Origin of the sequence: Pseudorhodoferax sp. Leaf274 (assembly GCF_001422445.1) — a bacterium.
Taxonomy (GTDB): domain Bacteria; phylum Pseudomonadota; class Gammaproteobacteria; order Burkholderiales; family Burkholderiaceae_C; genus Pseudorhodoferax.
Window position 1 is genome coordinate 180,735 of the sequence record NZ_LMNA01000027.1, and the last position, 17,200, is coordinate 197,934.

Sequence of the window (17,200 nt, forward strand, 5' to 3'; positions counted from 1 at the left end):
CGCTTTGTTTCGGTTTATCTCAGCCGAAGTTCTCGGTGTCGACCTCGCCCGTGGCCTGCGGCGCATAGCGCGGGCCGACCACGTTGTGCTGTCCGATCAACGCCTCCACGCGCTGCAGCTGTTGGGGCGAGAGCCGCACCGAAGCCGCGCCCAGGTCCTCGTGCAGGTGCTCCACACTCGTCGTGCCCGGGATCGGCACGATGTGCGGTGCCTTGTGCAGCAGCCAGGCCAGCGCCAATTGCGCCGGCGTGCAACCGACCTCGCGCGCGAACGCCACGTAGGGCTGCAGCAGCTGCAGGTTGGCCGCGTAGTTCTGCGGCGCGAAGCGCGGCATGGGCCGGCGGATGTCCTTGGCATCCAGCGTCGCCACGTCGTGCAGCGTGTCGGTCAGGTAGGCGCGCGCCAGCGGGCTGAAGGCCACGAAAGCTGCGCCGATGCCACGGCAGGCCTCGAGCACTGCGATCTCGGGGTTGCGCGTCCACAGCGAGTACTCGGTCTGCACGGCCGTGATGGGATGCACGGCATGCGCCTTGCGGATGGTGGCGGCCGACACCTCCGACAGCCCGATGGTGCGCACCTTGCCGGCGCGGACCAGCTCGGCCAGCGCGCCCACGCTGTCCTCGATGGGCACCTCCTTGTGCCAGCGGTGCAGGTAGTACAGGTCGATGACGTCGGTGCCCAGGCGGCGCAGGCTGTCCTCGCAGTTGCGGCGCAGCGCCTCGGGCCGGCCATCGATGACGCGCCGCGTGACGCCGTCTTCCCCGCGCACGCCGGCCATGCCGCCCTTGCTGGCCAGGGTGAAGCGGCTGCGGTGGGCCTTGAGCACGCGGCCGACCAGTTCCTCGTTGGCGCCGAAGCCGTACAGCGCCGCCGTGTCGAACAAGGTGACGCCAGCGTCCAGCGCGGCCAGCAGCAGGCGCTCGGCCTGTTCGGGCGAAGGCGGCACGCCATAGGCGTGGCTCAGGTTCATGCAGCCCAGGCCGATGGCCGAGACGGTGAAGGGTCCGATGGTGCGTGTTTGCATGCGGCCGAGCTTAACGCCGCCCCGCTGCCCTGCCCCTGCGGCGCAGATCACCCTGCACTGCAATGCGGATGCACAAAGAGGTCATCGAAGACCGCCCCGAAGACTTCTCAGAAGAGAACAATTTGTTTCATCCATGCAAGGATGGAATTCACGCTTCATTGAATACATTAAAACAATAACGAAAGACGGATACAGGATGTACTCATGAGGCAGGTCGAACTGCAATTGACGCCAGCAGATCGAGTGACTGTGGAACAAATCCGAAGCAAGGGCGTTCACCACGCCCGCGAGGTCAACCGCGCCCACGTGCTCTGGTGCCTCGACCAGGGCATACCCGAGGCGCGGATCCTGGAAGTGCTGGGAGTTGGCCGCACAGCCCTGTGGCGCGCGCGGGCCGCCTATCTGCAAGGGGGGGTGGAACGGGCGGTGTTCGACCTGGCACGTTCGGGCCGTCCGCGCCGCTATGGGCCGGAAGCCGAGGCGCGCGTGATGCAGCTGGTCGCCTCCAAGCCGCCGGAAGGCAGGCAGCGCTGGACCCTGCTCGAACTGGAGCGCGCCGCGCGCCAGCAGTTCGGCATGGGGTCCGTCAACCGCGAGACGGTGCGGCGCATCCTCAAGAGAAGCTCGGCCACACCGGCTGCCGCCAGCTGAGGCGGGCCAGTGGGGCCGTGGGCGGCAATGCCGCCTTGCAGCCGTCCGGCCGTCAGCCGTTGAGCTGCTGCTCCAGCTGGTGCAGCACCTGGTAGCAGGGCAACACCTGGGCCACGCTGCTGTTGGGCTCGCGGCCTTCGCGGATGGCGGCGAAGAACTCGCGGTCCTGCAGCTCGATGCCGTTCATCGACACATCGACCTTGGAGACATCGATCTTCTCTTCCTTGCCGTTGACCAGGTCGTCATAGCGCGCGATGTAGGTCGCCGTGTCGCCGATGTAGCGGAAGAAGGTGCCCAGCGGGCCGTCGTTGTTGAACGAGAGGCTGAGCGTGCAGATCGCGCCGTTGGCCGCCTTGAGCTGGATGCTCATGTCCATCGCGATGCCCAGGTCCTTGTGGATCGGGCCCTGCACGGCGTTGGCCTTCACGATGGGGCTGCCGGCCTGATAGGCGAACAGGTCCACCGTGTGGGCCGCGTGGTGCCACAGCAGGTGGTCGGTCCAGCTGCGTGCCTGGCCCAGCGCGTTCATGTTGGTGCGGCGGAAGAAGTAGGTCTGCACATCCATCTGCTGGATGTTGAACTCGCCGGCCACGATCTTCTGGTGCACGTACTGGTGGCTCGGGTTGAAGCGCCGCGTGTGGCCGCACATCGCGACCAGGCCGCTGGTCTTGGCGACCTGCACCACTTCCTCGCCGTCCTGCAGCACGTCGCACAGCGGGATCTCCACCTGCACATGCTTGCCGGCCTTCAGGCACGCCAGCGTCTGCGAGGCGTGCATCTGCGTGGGCGTGCACAGGATCACGGCATCGACTTCCTTGAGCGCCAGGCTGTCTTCGAGGTTGGTCGTGACGTGCTGGATGCCGTACTTGTCCGCGACCTCCTTGGTCTTGTCCAGGTCGCGGCTGATCAACGAGACGACTTCCACGCCGTCGATGTTCTTGATGCCGTCCAGGTGCTTGATGCCGAAGGCGCCGGCGCCGGCGAGGGCTACTTTGATGGTCATGTTCAGTTCTCCAGGATGAGGTGGCCCACGGCGGTGTTGGACGCGGGGACATGGAAGAAGCGGTGCTTCAGCGTCGGTGCGGGACCGCCGGCGACATCGGCCATCGCGCCACGCGCGATCAGCCACATCACGAGCTCGATGCCTTCCGAGCCGGCCTCGCGCACATACTCGATGTGCGAGACCTCGGCCAGTCCGGCGGGGTCGGCGATCAGCCGGTCGAGGAACCTGTTGTCCCACTCCTTGTTGATCAGGCCGGCGCGCGCGCCCTGCAGCTGGTGGCTCATGCCGCCCGTGCCCCAGATCTGCACGTTGAGCGGCTGGTCGAACGACTCCACGGCGCGTCGGATCGCCTGGCCGAGCTGGAAGCAGCGCTTGCCGCTGGGCACCGGGTACTGCACCACGTTGACCGCGAACGGGATCACCGGGCAGGGCCAGGCGCCCTCCTTCGGGTCCAGCTTGCCGCACATCAGCGACAGCGGCACCGTAAGGCCGTGGTCCACGTCCATCTTGTTCACGATGGTCAGGTCGAAGTCCTGCTGGATCACGCTCTGCGCGATGTGGCTGGCCAGCTCGGGATGGCCGACCACCTTGGGCACCGGGCGCGGGCCCCAGCCCTCGTCGGCCGGCTGGTACTCGGCCGCCGTGCCGATGGCGAAGGTCGGGATCATGTCCAGGCTGAACGCGGTGGCGTGGTCGTTGAAGACCAGGAAGATCACGTCGGGCTTGTTGTCCTTGAGCCATTGCTTGGACGGCTCGTAGCCCGCGAACAGCGGCTGCCAATACGGCTCGTGGTCCTTGCCCAGGTCCATCGCGGCGCCGATGGCCGGCACGTGCGAGGTGTAGACGGATGCGCTGATGCGTGCCATGTTCAAGCCTTCTTTCCTGCCGCGCCCTGCGGCTGGCGGTGCGCCTGCGCGTCGCCGTCCTCGCCCACCACGCGGTTGCCCTCGACCGAGCGGCCGCCGTTGATCATCATGTTGCGGTATTCCTCTTCGGTCATGCCGGTCATGGAGCCCGCCATCTGCTGGAAGCTCTTGCCATCGGTCGCGCCGATCTTGGCCAGGAAGTAGATGTTGCCGCCGGTGCGCATGCACCAGTTCAGGTCGCGTGCCAGCACCGCCTGCTTCTGCTCTTCGCTCATCGCCCACTCGTCGAGGTAGGCGCGTTCGTCGGCCTTGAAGCGGGCGCGGTTCTCGGCCTTCATCAGCGACATGCAGAACTGGTTCAGCCAGTAGCCGCGCCGGCTCTGCTCGGCATCGAAGATGATGGTGCCCGGCACATCCAGGTAGGGTTTGTCCAGGGCCATGGCTACTTTTCCTCCGGCCAGTACAGGCGCATCGGGTTGTCGACCAGCAGCTTCTGTTGCAGCTCGGGCGTCGTCGCGATGTGCGGGATGAAGTCCACCAGCAGGCCGTCGTCGGGCATGTGGTCCTTGAGGTTGGGGTGCGGCCAGTCGGTGCCCCACAGCACGCGGTCGGGGAACTGCTCCACGATGCGCCGCGCGAACGGCACCACGTCGCGGTAGGCGGCCTGCTCGCCGTCCAGCGCCTTGGGACCGCTGACGGACAGGCGCTCGGGGCAGCTCACCTTGCTCCACACGTTGGTGTGCTCGCGCATGAACTTCTCGAACAGCGCGAACTCGGGGCCGTCCACAGGCTTCGTCACGTCGGGCCGGCCCATGTGGTCCACCACCACCGTGGTGGGCAGCGCGGTGAAGAAATCCCACAGCTCGGGCAGGTCCACCGCCTCGAAGTAGATCACCACGTGCCAGCCGAGCTTGTGGATGCGGCCGGCGATCTCCAGCAGCTCGTCCTTCGGCGTGAAGTCCACGAGCCGCTTGACGAAGTTGAAGCGCACGCCGCGCACGCCGGCATCGTGCAGCTCCTGCAGATCGGCATCGCTGATGCTGCGCTTGACCGTGGCCACGCCGCGGGCCTTGCCGCCCGAGGACTTGCAGGCGTCGACCATGGCGCGGTTGTCGGCGCCGTGGCAGGTGGCCTGCACCACCACGTTGCGCGCGAAGCCCAGGTGGTCGCGCAGCGCGAACAGCTGTGCCTTGCTGGCGTCGCAGGGCGTGTACTTGCGCTCGGGCGCGAACGGGAACTCGCCGCCCGGGCCGAACACGTGGCAGTGCGCATCGACTGCGCCGGCCGGCAGCTGGAACCTGGGGCGGGACGGACCGGTGTACCAGTCCATCCAGCCGGCGGTCTTCTCGAAAGGACCAGTGGTGGGTTTGCTCATGGTGTTGCTCTCATTCCAATTCGATCTTGGCGCGCTTGATGATGGCCTCGTGCCGCTTGGACTCGGACTGGATGAAGGCCTCGGTCTTCGCGCGGTCCAGCGACAGCTGCACATAGCCCAGCGTGGCGTAGCGGTCCTGTACATCGCTGCTGGCCACGGCCTCGGCGATGTCGGCGCGGATCTTGTCGCCCACGGCGACCGGCAGCCCCTTGGGCGCGGCGATCACGTTCCAGCCGCTGACCTCGTAGTCCTTGGGTCCGCCAGCCTCGGCCACGGTCGGCACGTCGGGATAGGCCGACAGGCGCTGCGGCGCGCTGACCGCCAGAAAACGCACCTTGCCGGCCTTGTACATGGGCCCGGTGGTGCCCGCCGTGCCCTGGGTCACCGGCAGTTCGCCCGTGGCCACGGCCGTGTAGAGCTGCGAGGTCTCCTTGTAGACCACGTGCTGCATCGTGGTGCCGGTCAGGCGCTGGAACTCCTCCATGCCCAGGTGCACCGGGTTGCCGATCGACCAGGAACCGTAGTCGATCTTGCCGGGGTTGGCCTTCGCGTCGGCGATCACGTCGCCCACGGTCTTGTACTTGCTGGTGCTCGGCACCACGAACATCATGTAGGCCTTCCACAGCGTCGCCTGCACGTCGAAGTCCTTGGCCGGGTCGTACGGCAGCTTCTTGAACAGGTACGGGTAGGCCGCGATGTGCACGCTGTCCAGCTGGATCAGGTCGTGCCCGTCCTTGGCGCCGCGCTTGAACGCGTCGATCGCGATGAAGCCGTTGCCGCCGGGCCGGTTCTCCACGATGACCGACTGGCCCCACTTGCGCGAGAGCTTCTCGGCCAGCACGCGGGCGATGGTGTCGGGCGCGCCGCCGGTGGGGTAAGGCGTGATCAGCCGCACGGTGCGCGTGGGCCATTTGGCGGCGTCCTGCGCCTGCGCCTGGGCCTGCGTTGCCAGACCGAGGGCGGCCAGGGCCGACAGGGCGAGCAGTGCCGCACGGCGCGGCACGAGAGATGGGGTCATGGTGTTGTCTCCTGGAGGTTCGCGGCGCTCAGTCCAGCGTGATGTTCGCCTTGCGGATCACGTCGCCGAAGCGCTGGGTCTCCGCCTTGACGGTGGCCTGGAACTGCTCGGGCGTGGTCGGGAAGGACTCGTAGCCGAAGGTCTTGAAGCGCTCGACGAAGTCCTTGTCCTTGAGGATCTCGGCCAGATCCTTGCGCAGCTTCTCCGTGGTGGCTGCGGGCAGGCCCGGCGGCACGGCGATCACGTTCCAGCCGGTGACCTCGAAGTCCTTCGGGCCGCCCGATTCGGCCACCGTCGGGATGTCCGGGAAGTCGGCAGAGCGCTTGTTGGCGGCAAAGGCCAGCAGGCGCAGCTTGCCCGCGCGGTACAGCGGGCCGGCGGTGCCGGCGCTGCCGAGTGCGAAGTCGATGTCGCCCGTGGCCACCGAGGTGTAGAGCTGCGTGGTCTCCTTGAAGATCACGTGCTCCATCTGCGTGCCCGTCACGCTCTCGAACAGCTCGGAGCCCAGGTGCACCGGATTGCCCACCGACCACGAGCCGTAGTTCAGCTTGCCCGGATGGGCCTTGGCGTCGGCAATGATGTCGCCCACGGTCTTGTACTTGCTGTTGGTCGGCACCGTGAAGAAGAAGTGCGTCTTGAACAGCGGCAGCGCGATCTCGAAGTCCTTCTGCGGGTCGTAGGGCAGCTTCTTGAACAGCGCGGGATAGGCCGCCAGATGCACGTTGTCCAGCACCAGCAGGTCGGTGCCGTCCTTGGCGCCGCGCTTCCAGGCATCGATGGCGATGAAGCCGTTGCCGCCAGGGCGGTTCTCCACCACCACGGGCTGGCCCCAGATGCGCGAGAGCTTGTCGGCTGCCAGGCGGGCCACGCCGTCCGGGCCGCCACCGACCGGGAACGGCGTGATGATGCGCACGGGCTTGGAGGGGAACTGCTGGGCGGATGCGCCGAAGGCGGCTGCCAGTGCGCAGGCGGCGATGCCGGTGCGCAGCATGGCGCGGCGGATGGAATTCGTCATGTCTTGTCTCACTCGGTCCAGTCGGTTGTCTCAGTCGATGTATTTCAGTCCGGCGGCCGCCAGCGGCTCGCGCATCTTGTACATGTCCAGCCCCAGCACGCCCGAAGCCAGCCTGTCGCGCTTCTCGCCCTCGAAGGATTCGCGCTTCTGCGCAGCCTCCAGCGTCTTGGCGGCAATGGCGCGCGGCACGCAGACCACGCCGTCGTCGTCGGCCACGACCACGTCGCCGGGCGTCACCAGCATGCCGGCGCAGACCACGGGGATGTTGACCGAGCCGATGGTGGCCTTGATCGTGCCCTTGCTGCTGATCGCCTTGCTCCAGACCGGGAAGTTCATTTCCTTGAGCGTCTTGACATCGCGCACGCCCGCGTCGATGACCAGCGCACGCGCGCCGCGCGCCTGGAAGCTGGTGGCCAGCAGGTCGCCGAAGTAGCCGTCGGTGCACTCGGCCGTGATGGCCGCGACCACGATGTCGCCGGGCTGGATCTGCTCCGCGACGACGTGCATCATCCAGTTGTCGCCCGGGTGCAGCAGCACCGTGACGGCCGTGCCGGACACCTGCGCGCCCGGGAAGATCGGCCGCATGTAGGGCTTGAGCAGGCCCACGCGGCCCATGGCCTCGTGCACGGTGGCCGAGCCCAGCGCGGCGAGCGCGTCGGCGGTGGCAGCGTCGGTGCGCTGGATGTTGCGGTAGACGACTCCGAGTTCGTACATGTCTTTGCTCCTGGCTTACTTGTTCTTGGCCTTGAGGGCCGTGTCGAGGCGCGAGAACACGCGGCGCGCATTGCCTTCGAACACCTGGTAGCGGTCTTCGTCGGTCAGGTTGGGCGTGTTCAGGACGTAGCGCTTGGTGTCGTCGTAGTAGTGGCCGGTCTGCGGATCGATGCCGCGCACGGCGCCGATCATCTCGCTGGCGAACAGCACGTTCTTGGTCGGGATCACCTTGGTCAAGAGGTCGATGCCCGGCTGGTGGTAGACGCAGGTGTCGAAGTAGATGTTGTTCAGCAGGTGCTCTTCGAGCAGCGGCTTCTTGAGCTCCTGCGCCAGCCCGCGGAAGCGGCCCCAGTGGTAGGGCACGGCGCCGCCGCCGTGCGGGATCAGGAACTTCAGCGTCGGGAAGTCCTTGAACAGGTCGGAGGTCAGGCACTGCATGAAGGCCGTGGTGTCCGCATTCAGGTAGTGGGCGCCGGTGGTGTGGAAGCAGGCGTTGCAGGAGGTAGAGACGTGCACCATGGCCGGGATGTCGTACTCCACCATCTTCTCGTAGATGGGGTACCAGTGGCGGTCCGACAGCGGCGGGCTGGTCCAGTGGCCGCCCGAGGGATCGGGGTTCAGGTTGATGCCGACGTTGCCGTACTCCTTGACACACTTTTCCAGCTCGGGAATGCAGGTCGCGGGGTCGACGCCGGGGCTCTGCGGCAGCATCGCGGCGGGGATGAAGTTGTCGGGGAACAGCTGCGCCACGCGGTAGCACAGCTCGTTGCAGATCGCCGCCCAGGTCGACGAGACGTTGAAGTCGCCGATGTGGTGCGCCATGAAGCTGGCACGCGGGCTGAAGATGGTGAGGTCGCTGCCGCGCTCGCGCATCTTGGCCAGCTGGTTCAGCTCGATGCTCTCGCGCAGCTCGTCGTCGCTGATCTTCAGGTCGGCCACCTTGGGCATGGCGGCCGGATCCTTGATGCCGGCGATCTGCTGGTTGCGCCAGTTCTCCAGGGCCTTGGGCGCGGTCGTGTAGTGGCCGTGCACGTCGATGATCAGGGGGTTCTCGCGGCTCATGTTGCTCCTCGGTTTTGGGCTCTGCGGTGTGGGCGGATTCTGCGCGCGCGCCGCATACCCGCCTAGTTCGCAGGCCTGCTATCAGCTAGAACGAAATGGCATATCTCTGCAAGCGATATTGCATATAGTCGCAGCATGGATTTGAAGCAACTGGAGTACTTCGTCCGCGTGGCCGAACTGGGCAGCTTCACGCGCGCGGCCATCGCGCTGGACGTGGCGCAGCCCGCGCTGTCGCGCCAGATCCGCCTGCTGGAGGTGGAACTGCGCCAGAACCTGCTGGCCCGCAACGGCCGCGGCGCCACGCCCACCGAGGCGGGCAAGCTGCTGCTGGAGCACGGCCGCGGCATCCTGCACCAGGTGGCGGTGGCGCGCGAAGAGCTGGGCGTGGCGCGCGGCGCGCTGGCCGGGCGCGTCTCCATCGGGCTGCCGCCCAGCCTGTCGCGGCTCATCACGGTGCCGCTGACCCAGGCCTTCCGCGCCAAGCTGCCGCAGGCGCAGCTCACGCTGACCGAGGGCTTCTCGCTCGTCATGATCGACAGCCTGCGCATGGGCAACCTGGACATGGCGCTGCTCTACAACCCCGAGCGCTCGCCAGACATGGAGCAGACCCTGCTGCACGAGGAAGAGCTGGTGCTGATCTCGCCGCGCGCCGAGGTGCCCCACGGCAAGGGCAACAAGGCGCGCGCCGCGGTGGCGCTGCGCGATGCCGCGGCCCTGCCCCTGATCCTGCCCAGCCGCCCCAATGCCTTCCGCCTGCTGCTGGAGGCCGAGACCATGCGGCTGGGCTGCGCGCTGCGCATCGCGATGGAGGTCGACGGGCTCAACGCCATCCTGAGCCTGGTGCGCGAGGGCTTCGGCCATGCCGTGCTGCCGGCCTACACGCTGGCCAACATCGACCATGGCGGCGCGCTGGTGGTGCGCCAGCTGCAGGCGCCGCGGCCCACCAGCCAGCTGACGCTGGTGCGTTCCTCGCGCCGGCCCTCCACCGAGACGCACAAGGTGGCACGCGCGCTGCTGCAGGACGTGGTGCTGCAGGCCATAGCGCCCTACACGGCCTGAGCGCTCTGCGGCCGGCGCTAGACTGCGGCGCTTTCGCTGCCCGCTTTCCGTGCCATGACGAACCCCCGCCCCACCCTGCTCGTGCTGTGCCCGCTGCAAGACGAGTACATGCAACAGTTCCGCGACCGCTTCGACGTGATCGAAGCCGGTGACGACACACGCCGCGCCCAGGCGATTGCCGACCAAGGCGCGCGCATCCGCGCCGTGCTGACCATCGGCACCATCGGCCTCACAGCCCTGGAGATCGCCGCGCTGCCCGCGCTGGAGGTCGTGCACACGCTGGGCGTGGGCTACGAGCTCGTCGACGTCGCGGCCGCCAAGGCGCGCGGCATCGCGGTGGCCAACGCCGCCGGCAGCAACGAGACCTGCGTGGCCGACCACGCCTTCGGCCTGCTGCTGGCCGCCGTGCGCGGCATCGTGCAGATGGACGTGGGCGTGCGCCGCGGCCTGTGGCGCGACCAGCTCACGGTCTACACGCCCACCGTGAGCGGCAAGCGCCTGGGCCTGCTGGGCATGGGCGGCATCGGCAAGCAGATCGCCAGGCGTGCGGCCGGCTTCGACATGGCGGTCGGCTACCACAGCCGCAGCGCCAAGCCGGAACTGCCGCACCGCTGGTTCGACAGCGTGCGCGCGCTGGCCGAATGGGCGGACTACCTCGTGGTGGCCACACCCGGTGGCGCCGAGACCAGGCATCTCGTCGACGCCGGCGTGCTCGATGCGCTGGGGCCCAAGGGCACGCTGGTCAACATCGCGCGCGGCAGCGTGGTCGACACGGCCGCGCTGGCCACCGCGCTGCGCGAAGGCCGCATCGCCTCGGCCGGCATCGACGTCTACGAAAGCGAGCCGAAGCCGCCCGCCGAACTGCTGGACATCGCCAACGTGGTCATCACGCCCCACATCGCCGGACGTTCGCCGGAGGCGATCCAGGGCTCGGTCACGCTGGTGCTGGGCAACCTGGAGGCCTTCTTCGCGGGAAGGCCGATGCGCACGCCGCTCTGAAGCACCGCGCCGCCCCGCGCACCGCCCTTCAGCGGCGCGCCATCCAGCCTCCAGCGGCCACGGGCGGCGGCTGTGGGCCGCCGCGGCCAGCGCCAGCAGCCACAGGCCCAGGCAGGCCAGCACGGTCTGCGCCGGGCTCGCCGCGATCGCCAGCCCCGCGCCGGACAACAGCGCCAGGCAAAGCAGGCTGTGGCCGATGTACAGGCTCAGGGTGCGCTGCCCGAGCGGGCTGAACCACCGGCACCAGCGCGCCCTGCCGCCGTTCGCGGCGAGCGCCAGCGCGGCGAGGTAGCAGGCCGCGAGCGGGAGGGCGATGAAGTCGCCCAGCGCATCGATCCACGGGCGCCACGCATCCGCGGCGCCCACCGCGGCACAACCCCAACCGTAGACGCAGCCCAGCGCAGCCAGGGGCGGGCCGCAGCGCCACAGGAACCGGCGCAGCGGCGCGCGCCAGCGGCGGTGGGTCAACAGCCGCAGGCGTGCCGCCGCCACGCCGCAGGCCATGCACAGGTAGGTCACCGGCACTGCCAGCGGCAGGCTCACGGCGAGCCCGATCGCGTAGGAGCTGGCGTTGAGCTGCAGGAAGGGCCAGCCGCCCTGGACGGACGCGATCGACGGCACGTCGGCCGTGTCGGCGTCGGCGCCGAACCCCACGAGGACCAGCAGCCACGCCAGCTTGGCCAGCAGCGCCCAGGCCAGTGCGTGCCACAGGTTGCGGCGCAACCCGCGCCAGGGCTGGTGCAGGCGGCGCAGCAGCCGCCGGCCGACCAGCGCGTACAGCGTCAGGATGTCGCCGAAGTACACGAACACGCCGTGCACGATGCCCAGCCCCAGCAGGCGGCGGTTGCGCACCAGGCCGCGCTGCAAGGCCTCGGGCCGGCCTCGCCGCCGCGCCGCCAGCCACAGCGACATCCCGAACACGAAGGACAGCATCGCCACGCCCTTGCCCTGCAGCAGCGCGCCCACCAGGCCCTGGGTCACCGCGCTCCAGGCGCTGTCGGACGGCATGCGCACGCCGAGCATCGGGCCCCACGGAGCAACGGCGTAGCCGATCGCATTCACCACCAGCACGGACAGCATGGCGATGGCGCGCAGCGTGTCCGGCAGTGGATCGCGGCCGGGCGAGCTGTTCACCCGGGGCCGCCCCCCGCCGCGAAGTCGCGCAGCGCCTGCCCGTGCATGCGGTAGCGCACCCACTCGCTCTGCGGCTTCGCGCCGATGGACTGGTAGAAATCGATGGCCGGCTGGTTCCAGTCCAGCACGCTCCATTCGAAGCGGCCGCAGCCCTCGGCCACGGCGATGCCGGCCAGGTGCTGCAGCAGCCGCTTGCCGGCGCCATGGCCGCGCGCCGCAGGCAGCACGAACAGGTCTTCGAGGTACAGGCCCTTCTTCGCCTGCCAGGTCGAGTAGTTGAAGAAGTAGACCGCGAAGCCGATGGCCTGGCCGTCCTGCTCGCAGACGAGTGCCCGCGCGGGGCTGCCGGGGCCGAACAGGCTCGCGGCCAGCGTCTCGGGCGTGGCCTCGACCTGGTCCTCGGCCTTCTCGTAGATCGCCAGTTGGCGGATGAAGTGCAGGATCAGCGCGGCGTCGGCGCTGCTGGCGTTGCGGATGGACAGGCTCATTGCTTGGGTATGTTCGCGCGGGCGATGACCTCGCCCCAGCGCTTGATCTCGCGGTCCAGCTGGCCGGCCAGCTGCTCGGGCGTGCTGCCCTGCGCGATGAGGCTCAAGGCCAACAGCTTGTGCTGGACGTCCGGCAATGCCAGCGCGGCGTTGGTCTCCTTGCTCAGCCGTGCCACCACGTCCCTGGGCGTGGCGGCCGGCACCGCCAGGCCGTTCCACGAGGCGACGTCGAAGCCGGCCAGGCTGCCGCCCGTCTCGCGCACGGATGGCGTGTCCGGCAGCAACGCGGTGCGTTTGGCGCCCAGCACCGCCAGCGGGCGCAAGGTCTTGCCGCCGATCTGCGACATCAGTGGCCCGAGGATGTCCAGCATGGCGTCGAGCTGGCCGCCGCGCACGGCCGTGATCACGGGCGGCGTGCCGTTGAAGGGCACGATCTGCGCGTCGATGCCGGCCGTGCTCTTGAACAGCTCGGCCGCCAGGTTCTGCGTGGTGCCGATCTGCGGCGTGCCGATGTTGAGCTTGCCGGGGTTGGCCTTCGCGTAGGCCACGAGTTCGGCCAACGTCTTGAAGCGGCTGTCCTGCGCGACCACGATCCCGAGGTCGAAGGTGGCCAGCATGGAGACGGGCGCGAAGTCCTTCTGCGTGTCGAACGGCAGCGACTTGAACAGCGCCGCGCTGACCGCCGTGCCGCTGGACACCAGCAGCAGCGTGTGCCCGTCGGCCGGCGCACGCGCTACCGCCTCGCCGGCCACGATGCCGCCCGCGCTGGGCCGGTTGTCGATGACCACGGGCTGGCCCAGCGCGTCGGCCAGCTTCTGGCCCACGGTGCGCGCGGTGAGGTCGGCCGCGCCGCCGGCCGCGTTGGGCACGACGAGCTTGAGCGGCTTGGTGGGGAAGGCCTGCGCTGCGGCGAGCCGCGGCAGCAGCACAGTGGCGGCACCCGCCGCCAGGAATTCACGTTTGGTCCACATGCTGGATCTCATGTCCTTGGGTCTGGAAACACAAAATGTAGCCAGCTGGCTACAAGTTCACGCATGTACAGCGTCCTCGAAATCGAGCAGTCCTCTGCCTGGCTGATGGGTCTCAAGGATCGCACCACGCGCGAGCGGCTGCAGTTGCAGCTGCGCAAGACCCTGCGCTGCTGGCCGCGGCATTGGGCGACGTCGCCAAGGCACGCGGCATGTCACAGCTGGCGCGCGACACCGGCCTGTCGCGAGAGAGCCTGTACAAGAGCCTGTCGGGTGAACGCGCGCCCAGTTCCGACACGCTGTTCAAGGTGCTGCACGCTTTGGGCTTGAAGATCACCTTGTCGCCCGTCGCATCCGGCAGCTGAGGCCACGCTCAGCGCACCACACCCAGCAACTGGTCCAGCAGCGCCGGCTGCGCCCGCAATTGGGCCGCGCCCGCGCGGTGCACCACCGTGCCGCGGTCCAGCACGGCGGCGAGGTCGGAGATCGCGAGGATCGCCTGCGGATGCTGCTCGACGATGATGGCCGACAGGCCCTCCTCGCGCGTGATGCGGCGAATGGCGCGCAGCAGCTCCTCCACGATGATGGGCGCCAGGCCCTCCAGCGGCTCGTCCAGCAGCAAGAGGCGCGGATTCAGCACCAGCGCCCGGCCCACGGCCAGCATCTGCTGCTCGCCTCCGGACAGCTGCGTGCCCAGGTTGCCCTTGCGCTCGGCCAGGCGCGGGAACATCTCGTAGACACGCGCCGGCGTCCACTGCGGCGCGCCGCCGCGCCCGGGGCGCGCCACCGCCGTCAGGTTCTCGTGCACCGTGAGCGACTTGAAGATGTTGCGCTCCTGCGGCACCCAGCCGATGCCGGCCGCCGCGCGCTCGTGCGAGGGCAGCCGGTGCAACGCCACGTCGCCCAGGCGGATGCTGCCCGCGTGCTGCCGCGTGGCCCCGGCCAGCGTGTTCATGAGCGTGGTCTTGCCGGTGCCGTTGCGGCCCAGCAGCGCCAGCGTCTGGCCTTCGGGCAGCGCCAGGTCCACGCCCGTCAGCACCACGGCCTGGCCGTAGCCGGCACTGAGATCCTCGACTTGCAGCAGCTCAGCCATGCACTGTTTCTCCGTGTCCGAGGTAGACCGCCTTGACCTGCGGATCGCTGGCGATCTCCTGCGGCGTGCCTTCGGTCAGCAATGCGCCGTTGACCAGCACGGTGATGCGCCTGGCGAAGTCGAACACCAGGTCCATGTCGTGCTCGATCAGCAGCACCGACACATCGGCCGGCAGCGCGGCCACGGTCTGCAGCAACTCCTCGCGCTCGCCGGGCGGCACGCCGGCCACGGGCTCGTCCAGCAGCAGCACGCGCGGCTCGCAGGCCAGCGCGATGGCGATTTCCAGCAGCCGGCGCTTGCCGTAGGCCAGCACCTCGGTGCGCTGGTCCATCACGTCGGTCAGGTGGAACTGCTCGAGCAGCTCGGCGCAGCGCTCGGCCACGCCGGTGCGCGCGCCCAGCTTGTGCCACCAGCGCGCGCCGATGCCGCGCTGCTGCGAGACCACCATCGCCAGCGTCTGGAGCGGCGTCATGGTGTGGAACAGCTGGCTGATCTGGAAGGTGCGCACCATGCCGCGCTGCACGCGCGCATGCGGCGAAAGCCGCGTGATGTCCTCGCCCAGCAGCGCAATGCGGCCTTCGGAGGGTTCGAGCACGCCCGTGAGCAGGTTGATCAGCGTGGTCTTGCCCGCGCCGTTGGGACCGATCAGCGCGTGGCGCGCACCTTTTTCCAGGCGCAGCGTCACATCGTTGGTGGCGGTGATGCCGCCGAAGCGCTTGACGAGCTTGTCCGCCGAAAGAACCACCTCGCCCATCACGCGCCCCCCCGCTTGCCGAACCAGGTCCAGGGCCTGAGCAGCCGGTCGCGCCCGACCTGCACCAGCACCACGAGGAACAGGCCCAGCCAGAACGTCCAGTACTGCGGCGTGATGGAGGCCAGCACGTCGTACATGATCTTGAACACGATGGCGCCCGCCACGCCGCCGTACAGCCAGCCCGTGCCGCCCACGATCAGGATCAGCATCACGTCGGCCGAGCGGTGGAAGTCGAACACGTCCAGCGAGGCGAACCCGGTGGTCTGCGCCAGCAGCGCGCCCGAGGCGCCGGCCAGCGCGGCGGCGACGGTGTAGGCCGTGGCGATGCGCGCGTTGACGGGGATGCCGATGGCGCCCGCGCGCAGCCGGTTGTCGCGGATGGCCTTGAAGCTCGCGCCCAATGGCGAGTGCACCAGCCGGCGCGCCAGCACGAAGCACAGCAGCAGCACCGTGAGCGAATACCAGGCCGCCGTCTGCCCGTACAGGTCGAACTCGAACCGGCCCAGCAGCGGGCCGATGACCACGCCCTGCAGGCCGTCGGCCCCGCCCGTCAGCCAGTCCAGCTTGTTGGCCAGCTCCAGCATGATGAGGCCCACGCCCAGCGTGACCATCAGCCGCGTGAGGTCGGTGCCGCGCATCACGGTCAGCGAGCCCACGGCGCCCAGCAGCGTCGCCGTGGCCACGCCGAAGGCCAGGCCCACCACCGGGTCGGGCATCACATGCTTGGCGAACAGCGCGGCCGCATAGGCGCCCATGCCGAAGAAGGCCGCATGGCCCAGCGAGACGATGCCGGCATAGCCGAGCACCAGGTCGAGCGAGACCGCGAACAAGGCGACGATGGCGATCTCGTTGACGATCAGCGCCTTGCTGGGCAGCAGCAGCGGCATGGCGAACGCCAGCAGCCACAGCACGGGCTCCCAGGGCCGCATGCGGCTGATGTCGAGCAGCGAACTGCGGGCGTCGCTCATGCTTCCGCCTCCGTTTGGTTACCACGCATCGAAGGCAGCGCCGGTCGGCGGCCGAAGCCAGCCGCGCTGTTGTCGGTCCCCGCTGCGCGGGGCCCTTCGCCAGGTGCACTCATGCCTTGCCTCCCTTGCGCACGAACAGGCCTTGCGGCCGCCAGATCAGGATCGCGATCATGAGGCTGTAGACGATGAAGGCCCCCATCTTGGGGATGTAGTACTTGCCCGCCACGTCGGCCACGCCCAGGAGCAGCGCGGCCAGCAGCGGCCCGGTGATGGAGGCCGTGCCGCCCACCGCCACGACGATCAAAAAGTACACCATGAACTTGAGCGGGAACTGCGGGTCCAGGCCCAGCACCTCGGCGCCCAGCGCGCCGCCCAGCCCCGCCAGGCCCGAGCCCACCGCGAAGGTGGCCAGGAACACGAAGTTGACGTTGATGCCCAGGCCGGCCGCCACGCGCTGGTCGTCCACGCTCGCGCGCAGCCGGCTGCCGAAGCGCGTGGACGACAGCACGTACTGCAGGGCCAGCGTGAGCAATGCGCACACCACGATGATGAACAGCCGGTAGTGGCCCATGCCCAGCGCGTACGCGCCGCTGCCGAACTCGCTGCGGCCCTTGAGCCACTCGGGCAGCTGCATGATCTGCTGTGTGGAGCCGATGAAGTAATCCACCGCCGCCACGGCCATGAAGACCAGGCCGATGGAGAACAGCACCTGGTCCAGGTGCGGGCGCCGGTAGAGCGGGCGGTAGAGCGTGCGCTCCAGCACCGCGCCCAGCAGCGCCGGCACGAGGAAGGCCAGCGGCAGGCAGGCCAGGAAGGGCCAGCCCGCGCGCTGCATCAGCAGCACCGTGGTGTAGCCGCCCACCATGGCGAAGGCGCCGTGCGCGAGGTTGATGAAGTTCATCAGCCCCATGGTCACGGCCAGGCCCACGGCCAGGATGAACAGCAGCATGCCGTAGGCAATGCCGTCGAAGAGGATGGTCAGCATGGAGTGCGAGGAAAGGGATGGCAG

19 protein-coding genes and 1 pseudogene are annotated in these 17,200 nt (G+C 68.8%); 4 read left to right on the forward strand and 16 right to left on the reverse strand.

Going from position 1 to position 17,200, the window contains the following annotated elements:
• Nucleotides 1-19: 19 nt before the first annotated feature.
• Entirely contained in the window at nucleotides 20-1,024 is a 1,005-nt protein-coding gene (locus ASF44_RS23145) for an aldo/keto reductase (protein WP_056901611.1), read from the reverse strand.
• 204 nt (nucleotides 1,025-1,228) lie between these two features.
• On the opposite strand from ASF44_RS23145, the gene ASF44_RS23150 reads away from it, so the two are divergent.
• Nucleotides 1,229-1,675 (forward strand): helix-turn-helix domain-containing protein, encoded by a 447-nt coding sequence (locus tag ASF44_RS23150; protein ID WP_056901612.1) that lies wholly within the window; start codon nucleotides 1,229-1,231, stop codon nucleotides 1,673-1,675.
• Nucleotides 1,676-1,727: 52 nt separating this feature from the next.
• Here ASF44_RS23150 and ASF44_RS23155 read toward each other — a convergent pair whose 3' ends face one another.
• From ASF44_RS23155 to ASF44_RS23190, 8 genes are read right to left on the reverse strand one after another with little or no spacing between them, the layout of a single operon-like run.
• Nucleotides 1,728-2,678 (reverse strand): Gfo/Idh/MocA family oxidoreductase, encoded by a 951-nt coding sequence (locus ASF44_RS23155; protein ID WP_056901613.1) that lies wholly within the window; start codon nucleotides 2,676-2,678, stop codon nucleotides 1,728-1,730.
• A gap of 2 nt (nucleotides 2,679-2,680) precedes the next feature.
• Nucleotides 2,681-3,544: a class III extradiol dioxygenase subunit beta gene (locus tag ASF44_RS23160; RefSeq protein WP_056901614.1), complete on the reverse strand. Its 864-nt coding sequence runs from the start codon at nucleotides 3,542-3,544 to the stop codon at nucleotides 2,681-2,683.
• 2 nt (nucleotides 3,545-3,546) lie between these two features.
• Nucleotides 3,547-3,984 (reverse strand): protocatechuate 4,5-dioxygenase subunit alpha, encoded by a 438-nt coding sequence (gene ligA / locus ASF44_RS23165; protein ID WP_056901615.1) that lies wholly within the window; start codon nucleotides 3,982-3,984, stop codon nucleotides 3,547-3,549.
• A 2-nt stretch (nucleotides 3,985-3,986) separates the two neighbouring features.
• Nucleotides 3,987-4,919 (reverse strand): amidohydrolase family protein, encoded by a 933-nt coding sequence (locus tag ASF44_RS23170; RefSeq protein WP_056901616.1) that lies wholly within the window; start codon nucleotides 4,917-4,919, stop codon nucleotides 3,987-3,989.
• Between the two features lie 10 nt (nucleotides 4,920-4,929).
• Nucleotides 4,930-5,937: a tripartite tricarboxylate transporter substrate binding protein gene (locus ASF44_RS23175; RefSeq protein ID WP_056901617.1), complete on the reverse strand. Its 1,008-nt coding sequence runs from the start codon at nucleotides 5,935-5,937 to the stop codon at nucleotides 4,930-4,932.
• 28 nt (nucleotides 5,938-5,965) lie between these two features.
• The gene (locus tag ASF44_RS23180; RefSeq protein ID WP_056901618.1) at nucleotides 5,966-6,952 is read right to left on the reverse strand and encodes a tripartite tricarboxylate transporter substrate binding protein; all 987 of its coding nucleotides are present in this window, start codon (nucleotides 6,950-6,952) and stop codon (nucleotides 5,966-5,968) included.
• A 30-nt stretch (nucleotides 6,953-6,982) separates the two neighbouring features.
• Complete coding sequence (ligK, locus tag ASF44_RS23185) at nucleotides 6,983-7,666, reverse strand: 4-carboxy-4-hydroxy-2-oxoadipate aldolase/oxaloacetate decarboxylase (RefSeq protein WP_056901619.1); 684 nt, start codon at nucleotides 7,664-7,666, stop codon at nucleotides 6,983-6,985.
• Between the two features lie 15 nt (nucleotides 7,667-7,681).
• Entirely contained in the window at nucleotides 7,682-8,710 is a 1,029-nt protein-coding gene (locus tag ASF44_RS23190; protein ID WP_056901766.1) for an amidohydrolase family protein, read from the reverse strand.
• A gap of 153 nt (nucleotides 8,711-8,863) precedes the next feature.
• Between ASF44_RS23190 and ASF44_RS23195 the strand changes: the two genes are divergently transcribed.
• Both ASF44_RS23195 and ASF44_RS23200 read left to right on the forward strand, forming a co-directional pair.
• Nucleotides 8,864-9,787: a LysR family transcriptional regulator gene (locus tag ASF44_RS23195; protein WP_056901620.1), complete on the forward strand. Its 924-nt coding sequence runs from the start codon at nucleotides 8,864-8,866 to the stop codon at nucleotides 9,785-9,787.
• Between the two features lie 54 nt (nucleotides 9,788-9,841).
• Nucleotides 9,842-10,786, forward strand: a complete 945-nt coding sequence (locus ASF44_RS23200) for a 2-hydroxyacid dehydrogenase (RefSeq protein ID WP_056901621.1) — start codon at nucleotides 9,842-9,844, stop codon at nucleotides 10,784-10,786.
• A gap of 48 nt (nucleotides 10,787-10,834) precedes the next feature.
• On the opposite strand, the pseudogene ASF44_RS33290 reads toward ASF44_RS23200, so the two are convergent.
• From ASF44_RS33290 to ASF44_RS23215, 3 genes and pseudogenes are all read right to left on the reverse strand, one after another.
• A pseudogene (locus tag ASF44_RS33290) lies at nucleotides 10,835-11,866 on the reverse strand (DUF418 domain-containing protein); the annotation flags it as partial.
• A gap of 50 nt (nucleotides 11,867-11,916) precedes the next feature.
• Complete coding sequence (locus ASF44_RS23210) at nucleotides 11,917-12,408, reverse strand: GNAT family N-acetyltransferase (protein ID WP_056901623.1); 492 nt, start codon at nucleotides 12,406-12,408, stop codon at nucleotides 11,917-11,919.
• The gene (locus tag ASF44_RS23215; protein WP_235579315.1) at nucleotides 12,405-13,379 is read right to left on the reverse strand and encodes a tripartite tricarboxylate transporter substrate binding protein; all 975 of its coding nucleotides are present in this window, start codon (nucleotides 13,377-13,379) and stop codon (nucleotides 12,405-12,407) included. The genes ASF44_RS23210 and ASF44_RS23215 overlap by 4 nt, the downstream gene beginning before the upstream one ends.
• Before the next feature lie 98 nt (nucleotides 13,380-13,477).
• Here ASF44_RS23215 and ASF44_RS23220 point away from each other — a divergent pair, with 98 nt between their 5' ends.
• Nucleotides 13,478-13,741: an addiction module antidote protein gene (locus tag ASF44_RS23220; RefSeq protein ID WP_056901625.1), complete on the forward strand. Its 264-nt coding sequence runs from the start codon at nucleotides 13,478-13,480 to the stop codon at nucleotides 13,739-13,741.
• A gap of 8 nt (nucleotides 13,742-13,749) precedes the next feature.
• Here ASF44_RS23220 and ASF44_RS23225 read toward each other — a convergent pair whose 3' ends face one another.
• From ASF44_RS23225 to ASF44_RS23240, 4 genes are all read right to left on the reverse strand, one after another.
• Entirely contained in the window at nucleotides 13,750-14,469 is a 720-nt protein-coding gene (locus tag ASF44_RS23225) for an ABC transporter ATP-binding protein (protein ID WP_056901626.1), read from the reverse strand.
• On the reverse strand, nucleotides 14,462-15,223 hold the full coding sequence (locus ASF44_RS23230; protein WP_056901627.1) for an ABC transporter ATP-binding protein: 762 nt from the start codon (nucleotides 15,221-15,223) through the stop codon (nucleotides 14,462-14,464). The genes ASF44_RS23225 and ASF44_RS23230 overlap by 8 nt, the downstream gene beginning before the upstream one ends.
• On the reverse strand, nucleotides 15,223-16,191 hold the full coding sequence (locus ASF44_RS23235; protein ID WP_056901628.1) for a branched-chain amino acid ABC transporter permease: 969 nt from the start codon (nucleotides 16,189-16,191) through the stop codon (nucleotides 15,223-15,225). The genes ASF44_RS23230 and ASF44_RS23235 overlap by 1 nt, the downstream gene beginning before the upstream one ends.
• A 109-nt stretch (nucleotides 16,192-16,300) precedes the next feature.
• Nucleotides 16,301-17,176: a branched-chain amino acid ABC transporter permease gene (locus tag ASF44_RS23240; protein ID WP_056901629.1), complete on the reverse strand. Its 876-nt coding sequence runs from the start codon at nucleotides 17,174-17,176 to the stop codon at nucleotides 16,301-16,303.
• Nucleotides 17,177-17,200: the final 24 nt, after the last annotated feature.